A 6,814-nucleotide genomic window follows, 5' to 3' on the forward strand; every position below is an offset into this window, starting at 1 on the left:
GCCGGCTCGTTCTTCTCCCTGCCGTGACGCGACCTTCCCCGCAGTTCTTCGAGGGAAGTCGCCATGTCCGTCAGGCACCTGCACCAGGCCGATCTGGCCCGCCGCTGGAATGTCAGCCCGCGCACGCTGGAGCGTTGGCGCTGGCTCGGCCAGGGGCCGCGCTTCCTGAAGATCGGCGGCCGCGTCGCCTATCGCCTCGAGGACATCGAGGCGTTCGAGGCGGCGCAGATCCGCACCATCAGCGGCAGCACGGGCGAGCATCGCCCTGCCGCCTGATCGCACCCGGCCTTTCTGCCGGGTCTTCCTGGGAATGCAACACCGCCGCACGGCGGAAATACCAGGACGGTCAGCTCCGCCGCGTCGGGGCCCGGCAGCACCATCCCCGACGGAACAGGAGCGCGACGACGAAGGAGTCACGCTTCCATGTTCAAGACCACCACGCCGCTGCAGCGGCTCCGCGAGTCCTCCTACACCCTGTCCGATTTGCCCGACAGCATCCGCACCGGCGACATCGGCGAATTCAGCCAGCCGATCAACAAGGCGATCAACACCGCAACGGTGGACGACATCGCCTTCGCCATCCAGGCGCTCGGGGACGAGGCCGATGCCCTCTATCGCCGCGTCAGCGCGCTCAAGCAGCTGCACGACCGCGCGCGCCGCGCCGGGGCCGTCGGTACCGAGGTCGCGGTCGACGCCGCCGCCCGCTTCGTGGAGCGCCGCAAGTGAGCGCGCCCTTCGACAGCCGGCCGTCCGGGGGCTTCCGCATCATCACCGCCGACGAGCGGATGGCCGAACAGCGGGGCATCAAGGGCGTGCTCACCGGCATCTCGGGCATCGGCAAGACGTCGCAGCTCTGGACGTTGGATGCGGCCCGGACGCTGTTCGTGAACCTCGAGGCCGGGGAGCTCGCCGTGCAGGGCTGGCCCGGCGATGAAGTCCGCGTGCGCAGCTGGGAGATGGCGCGCGACCTGGCGTGCTGGATCGGCGGCCCGAACGCGGCCATGCGGCCCGACCAGCCCTACGACACGACCCACTATGAGCGCGTCTGCGCCGCCTTCGGCAGCCCGGAGCAGCTGGCGAAGTACGATACCATCTTCGTCGACAGCATCACCGTCGCCTCGCGCCTCTGCCTGCATTGGTGCAAAGGCCAGCCGCAGGCGGTGTCGGATCGCAGCGGCAAGCCCGACCTGCGCGGCGCCTACGGGCTGCTGGGCCAGGAGATGATCGGCTGGCTGACCCACCTGCAGCACACGCCGAACAAGAATGTCTGGCTTGTCGGCCTGCTCAACAAGCAGCTCGACGACTTCAACCGCCCGTACTTCTCGCTGCAGGTCGAGGGCAGCAAGACCGGCCTCGAGCTGCCCGGCATCGTCGACGAGGTCATCACCCTCGCCGAGCTTCCGCGCGAGAAAGAGGCGCCGATCCGCGCCTTCGTCTGCACCACGCTGAACGCCTTCGGCTACCCGGCGAAGGATCGCAGCGGTCGCCTCGCCACCCTGGAGGAGCCGCATCTCGGCCGGCTGATGGAGAAGATCCGCCGGCCGCTGACGACGCCGCCGACGGCGCAGTTCCAGATCACCCTGCCCGCGGCGGAGCCCGCGATCCCCACCAACTCGACGACGCAGGAGGGCTGAGCCATGTCCGGCAGCTTCACGCACGACTTCAACGGCGCCGAGGCGCAGCAGAACGCCTTCGAGTTGATCCCCGCCGGCACGCTGGTGAAGGTCCGCCTCACCATCCGGCCCGGTGGCGTTGGCCCGGAGGGCTGGGTCACGCAGAGCCGCACCAGCGACGCGCAGTACCTCAACACCGAGGCGGTGATCCTCGAGGGACCGCACACCAAGCGCCGGATCTACACGCGCATCGGCCTGCGCGGGAAGGGTGCGCAGGGGGCGGACGACTCCTACGGGAACCGCGGCCGCTCGCTGATCCGCGGCATCCTGGAGAGCGCCCGCGGCATCGCCTCTAAGGATGCTTCCGATCGCGCCCGTGCCGCGCGCACCATCCGCGGCTATGGCGACCTGAACGGGATGGAGTTCCTCGCCCGTATCGGCGTCGAGAAGGACAAGACCGACCCGCGTGACGAGGGGCGCAACGTCATCGCCGCGGCGATCGGCCCGGAGCACGCGGACTACGCCCGCCTGATGGGTGCGGCACCGGCGGCGACGCAGCCCATGCTGCCCGGCCCGACGACGCCGGCGACCGGCGGCACCGCGCCCCCCTGGGCCGCCGCCCAGCCTGCACAGCCGCCCGCGGCGGCGGGCAACGCGCCCTTCTGGGCGCGCTGAGCGGGAGGCCCACAATGATCCCGCGCGACTACCAGCGGGCGGCGGTGGACGCCGCCCGCGCTAAGACGGCGGCGCACGGCAACACGCTGGTCGCGCTGCCGGTCGGCGCCGGCAAGACCGCCGTCGCCGGCTTCTTCATCGGTGAGGAGGCGGCAGCAAAGCCCGGCTCCCGCTTCCCGGTGCTGCAGCACACGGACGAGCTGATCGAGCAGAACCGTGCCACGATCGGCCGTGTCGCTGGCCTCCCCGCCTCGGTGGTGAAGGCCGAGCGCGACGACTGGTCCGGCCAGATCGTCTTCGGCAGCGTGCAGACGCTGGCGCGATCGGCGCGGCGCGCCCGCATGGGGCAGGTCTCGCACCTCGTCATCGACGAGGCCCACCGCGCGGCCGCGGACAGCTACCAGGCGATCATCGCCGACGCCCGCGCCGCCAATCCGAAGCTCAAGCTGCTCGGGCTCTCGGCCACGCCCGAGCGCGGAGACGGGCGGAGCCTTCGCAAGACCTTCTCGAACATCGCCTACCACCTGCCGATCTCGGCGTTGATCGCCCAGGGCATCCTGGTGCCGCCGCGCACCTTCACCATCGACGTCGGCGTCTCCGACGACCTGGATCAGGTCGGCGCGACAGCCGGCGACTTCGACATGGACGCCGCCGCCAAGGTACTGAACCGGGCGGTGGTCAACGAGGCGGTGGTCGAGCACTGGCGCGAGCGTGCCGGCGACCGCCGCACCATCGCCTTCTGCGCCACCGTCGCCCATGCCGAGGCGGTCGCCGCGGCCTTCCGTGCTGCGGGGATCACCGCCGATACGGTCACCGGCGAGATGCCGGCGAAAGAGCGCGCCGCGCTGCTCGCCCGCTTCGACCGCGGGGAGGTGCAGGTCATCACCAACTGCATGGTGCTGACCGAGGGCTTCGACAGCCAACCGGTCGCCTGCATCGTCGTGCTCCGCCCGATGCTCCACCGCGGCACCTTCATCCAGGCGATCGGTCGCGGGCTCCGGAAGGTGGATCCCGAGCGCTTCCCCGGCGTGGTGAAGACCGACTGCATCGTGCTCGACTTCGCTGGTGCCGCTCACCGGCATGGCTCGATCGAGCACGATGGTATGCTCGCCGAGGAGGAGGACGAGGGGCCGGGCCAGGCGCCGTACAAGACATGCCCGGACTGCGAGGCGGAAGTTCCGCTCGGCACCATCGCCTGCCCCTTCTGCGGCCATGTCTGGGAGCGAAAGCTCCGCGAGAAGCGCCCCCTGCAGTGCTTCGGGCTGACCGAGATCGACCTGCTGGACCGCTCGCCCTTCCGCTGGTGGGACATGCACGGCGACGGCCACGCGATGATCGCCTCCGGCTTCGACGCCTGGGCCGGCGTGTTCTTCGACGGGGAGCACTGGCACGCCGTCGGCAAGCTGCGCCAGGGTCGCCTGCGGCATCTCAGCGTCGGCGAGCGCGCCCAGGTCCTGGCCGGGGCCGACGACTTCCTGCGCCAGGCTGAGACCGGGGCCGCCGCCACCAAAAGCCGCCTTTGGCTGAACCACCCCGCCAGCCCGCGCCAGCGCGAGCTGCTGGTGAAGGCCGGGGACGCCGATCCGGCGCTGGACTTCGGCCTGTCGAAATACGCGGCGAACTGCCGGCTGAACTTCCTCTGGCACCGGCCGCAGATCCTGGCCGCGGTGTTCCCCGGCGGCCTGGGGAGGGCGGCATGAGCCGGGAGCACGACGATGTCCCTCGCGCCCGCGCCTCGCTCGCTCTGCGCCGTGTGCAGGCGGCCCGCGCGCGGCTTTGGCTGGTTCGACCCGACCTCGGCGAAGCCGCCGCGGCCCTCGGTCTCCTTCTGCTCCATCACCTGCCAGGGCTGGTGGGTGCGCTTGGCGCGGCGATCCACCGCCATGGTTGATCTCACCGAACAGGAACGGGCCGCCATGCGCGCCGCGATGCGCGCGATGGCCGAGGTGATGGCGGAGATCGGCTGGACCACTCCGCTCAATGCGTTGTCGGAGCAGCAGGTGTTGACGCTCGCGGAGGTGGCCGTCGGCGCCTTCCAGGACGCCATGCGGGCCTCCGCCTCCCCCTCGACGCCGGAGGTCCCGTTCTGATGACGGACGCCAGCCTCGACTTCAATCACCGCCCGAAGCCGCCGACCGCGGCAGAGGCGATCAACGACCTGATCGATGCAGCGCTGGTGGCGGAGAACGGCACGCGGGCGCGCCGCGAGTATCTTGGCGGCTCGCGGCTGGGCGATCCCTGTGCGCGGCGCCTGCAGTACGAGTTCCTCGACGTCCCGCGCGACCCCGACACCAGCTTCTCGGGTCAGACGCTCCGCATCTTCGCGGTGGGGCACGTCTTCGAGGATCTGGCGATCGGTTGGCTCCGGCGCGCCGGTTTCGACGTGCGTACCCGCAACCGTGCCGGCGAGCAGTTCGGCTTCTCGGTCGCGGGCGGGCGCGTGCAGGGCCACATCGACGGCGTGGTCGTCGCGGCGCCCACGCCGGCGCAGGCCGTCGTCGCCGTGCCGGCGCTGTGGGAGTGCAAGTCGGCCAGCGCCCGGAACTGGAAGGAGATGGTCCGGCGCGGCGTGGCCGCGGCGAAGCCGATCTACGCGGCGCAGATTGCGCTCTACCAGGCATACATGGGCCTGACCGAGGTGCCTGCCCTGTTCACCGCGGTGAACAAGGACACCGCCGAGCTCCACCACGAGCTCGTGCCCTTCGACGGCTCGCTCGCCCAGGCCACCAGCGATAAGGCGGTGCGCGTCCTGCAGGCCTGCGACGCCGGCGAGTGGCTACCCCGCGTCGCGGCCGAGCCCGAGCACATCGAGTGCAGCCGATGCCCCTGGCGCACGCGGTGCTGGTCATGAGCGCCGCCGAGGTGACCCCGCCCATGCCGGTCGCCCCCGATGCCGCGATGATCGCGGCCTATGCCGACATGGTCTTCGGCTGGTGCGAGGGCTGGGTCGCGGTCCGCGCCCTCGCCGAGAAGGGCGGGCCCGACCGCGCGCCGCACACGCCCTTCCTGCCCGCCGATGCCGAACTGCCGGCGAAGCTCGCCGTCCAGGCGCAGTGGGCCGCTGAGGCGGGCATGGCGCTCTATGTCGTCCCCGGCACGGTCCCCGAGCTCGGCCAGGCCAGCGCCGAGCACATCGCGCAGATGCAGGTCGTGCTGGTCGATCTGGACGGCGGCGACATCGCGGCCAAGCGGGCACACCTCCTTCAGCACCTCGGCCCGCCCACCCTCGAGGTCGCCTCGGGTGGCATCACGCCGGAGGGTCAGGAGAAGCTCCACCTCTACTGGCGGCTGACAGAGCCCGCCACCGGCGAGGACATCGCGACCGTCTGCCGGCTCCGGCACGCGATCGCGGTGAAGGTCGGTGGCGACCCGGCCTTCCGCTCGGCGCACCAGCCGATCCGCGTCGCTGGCTCGGTGCACGCGAAGGGCGGCCACCAACGGCTGGTCGCCATCCGCGAGAGCGCCGGTCGAGACCACGACCTGACCGACCTGGCCGAGACGGTGCTGGCCATGCCGCCGCTGGCCGGCATCGGCGCCGAAGTGGCCATGGACACGGGCGGCGATCTCCTCGACTTCAACGGCGCGGGCTCAGCCCGCGGCGATGTCACGAAACTGTTCGGCCAGCAGATTCGAGAAGGCGGCGCTGACGGGGTCACCCGCTTCGAGGCGCTGTCCCGCATCATCGGCTACTGGATCCGCCGCTGCCAGGACGGCTTCGTCACCGCGGCCCAGGCCTGGCAGGAGATCTGCGACTACAACACCGCGCGGATCAGCCCGCCTTGGCCCGAGGACCGGCTGCGTCACGAGGCCGAGCGGCTGTGGCGCAGGGCAGAAGCCAGCCATGCCGGTGCGGGCGCCGCCGACCCCGAGCATGGCGAGGTTGGTGGCAACGGCACCGGCGATGATGGCGTGCTGCCGATCGGCTTCACCGAGGACGCGCTCGCGGCCGAGTTCAGCGAGCAGCACGGCGAGGACTGGCGGCACGTCGCGGTCTGGGGTGCCTGGCTCAACTGGACAGGCTGCCGGTGGGAGCGCGAGGGCACCCTGCGCGCTTTCGATCTGGCCCGCCGCGTCTGCCGCGCCGCGGCCAACCGCGCGAACAGCAACAAGGTGCGGACGAAGCTGTCGCAGGCCTCGACGGTCGCCGCCGTCGAGCGCCTCGCGCGCGCCGACCGCCGTCACGCCACCACAGCTGAGGTCTGGGACCGCGATCCCTGGCTGCTGAATACCCCTGCCGGCGTCGTGGATTTGCGGACCGGCGCCCTCGCCCCGCACGACCGCGCTCTGTGCATGACGAAGATCACCAGCGCGGCGCTCCAGGGGGAATGCGCGGCTTGGGTTGCCTTCCTCGCCCAGGTGACCGGCGGGGACGTCGAACTGCAAGCCTACCTCCGCCGCGTGGTCGGCTATGCGCTCACCGGCGTCACCACCGACCACGCGCTGTTCTTCCTCTACGGCACAGGCGCGAACGGCAAGTCGGTCTTTGCCAACACCCTGACGGCCCTGCTCGGCGATTACGCCACGGT

General features: G+C 71.3%; 7 protein-coding genes and 1 pseudogene. All 8 read left to right on the forward strand.

Features of this window, described 5'->3' with window-relative positions:
* Window positions 1-63: 63 nt before the first annotated feature.
* The gene (locus ACLF3M_RS24065) at window positions 64-276 is read left to right on the forward strand and encodes a helix-turn-helix transcriptional regulator (RefSeq protein WP_149537224.1); all 213 of its coding nucleotides are present in this window, start codon (window positions 64-66) and stop codon (window positions 274-276) included.
* A gap of 147 nt (window positions 277-423) precedes the next feature.
* The gene (locus tag ACLF3M_RS24070) at window positions 424-726 is read left to right on the forward strand and encodes a hypothetical protein (RefSeq protein WP_430659528.1); all 303 of its coding nucleotides are present in this window, start codon (window positions 424-426) and stop codon (window positions 724-726) included.
* Window positions 723-1,634 (forward strand): ATP-binding protein, encoded by a 912-nt coding sequence (locus ACLF3M_RS24075; RefSeq protein ID WP_430659529.1) that lies wholly within the window; start codon window positions 723-725, stop codon window positions 1,632-1,634. The genes ACLF3M_RS24070 and ACLF3M_RS24075 overlap by 4 nt, the downstream gene beginning before the upstream one ends.
* Window positions 1,635-1,637: 3 nt before the next feature.
* Window positions 1,638-2,288 (forward strand): hypothetical protein, encoded by a 651-nt coding sequence (locus ACLF3M_RS24080; protein WP_430659530.1) that lies wholly within the window; start codon window positions 1,638-1,640, stop codon window positions 2,286-2,288.
* 14 nt (window positions 2,289-2,302) lie between these two features.
* Window positions 2,303-3,988: a DEAD/DEAH box helicase gene (locus tag ACLF3M_RS24085; protein WP_430659531.1), complete on the forward strand. Its 1,686-nt coding sequence runs from the start codon at window positions 2,303-2,305 to the stop codon at window positions 3,986-3,988.
* Between the two features lie 15 nt (window positions 3,989-4,003).
* Window positions 4,004-4,378, forward strand: coding sequence for a DUF6511 domain-containing protein (locus ACLF3M_RS24090; RefSeq protein ID WP_207791935.1), 375 nt, complete (start codon window positions 4,004-4,006; stop codon window positions 4,376-4,378).
* On the forward strand, window positions 4,378-5,139 hold the full coding sequence (locus ACLF3M_RS24095) for a hypothetical protein (RefSeq protein ID WP_430659532.1): 762 nt from the start codon (window positions 4,378-4,380) through the stop codon (window positions 5,137-5,139). The genes ACLF3M_RS24090 and ACLF3M_RS24095 overlap by 1 nt, the downstream gene beginning before the upstream one ends.
* A pseudogene (locus ACLF3M_RS24100) lies at window positions 5,109-6,814 on the forward strand (hypothetical protein); the annotation flags it as partial. The gene ACLF3M_RS24095 and the pseudogene ACLF3M_RS24100, both read left to right, overlap by 31 nt.

Origin of the sequence: Falsiroseomonas sp. HW251 (assembly GCF_050563545.1) — a bacterium.
In the GTDB taxonomy this organism is placed as follows: Bacteria; Pseudomonadota; Alphaproteobacteria; order Acetobacterales; family Acetobacteraceae; genus Falsiroseomonas.

Coding starts and splice junctions, on each gene's coding strand:
- ACLF3M_RS24065 (WP_149537224.1), top strand. CDS start 64: ATGTCCGTCAGGCACCTGCACCAGGCCGATCTGGCCCGCCGCTGGAAT.
- ACLF3M_RS24070 (WP_430659528.1), top strand. CDS start 424: ATGTTCAAGACCACCACGCCGCTGCAGCGGCTCCGCGAGTCCTCCTAC.
- ACLF3M_RS24080 (WP_430659530.1), top strand. CDS start 1,638: ATGTCCGGCAGCTTCACGCACGACTTCAACGGCGCCGAGGCGCAGCAG.
- ACLF3M_RS24085 (WP_430659531.1), top strand. CDS start 2,303: ATGATCCCGCGCGACTACCAGCGGGCGGCGGTGGACGCCGCCCGCGCT.
- ACLF3M_RS24090 (WP_207791935.1), top strand. CDS start 4,004: ATGTCCCTCGCGCCCGCGCCTCGCTCGCTCTGCGCCGTGTGCAGGCGG.
- ACLF3M_RS24095 (WP_430659532.1), top strand. CDS start 4,378: ATGACGGACGCCAGCCTCGACTTCAATCACCGCCCGAAGCCGCCGACC.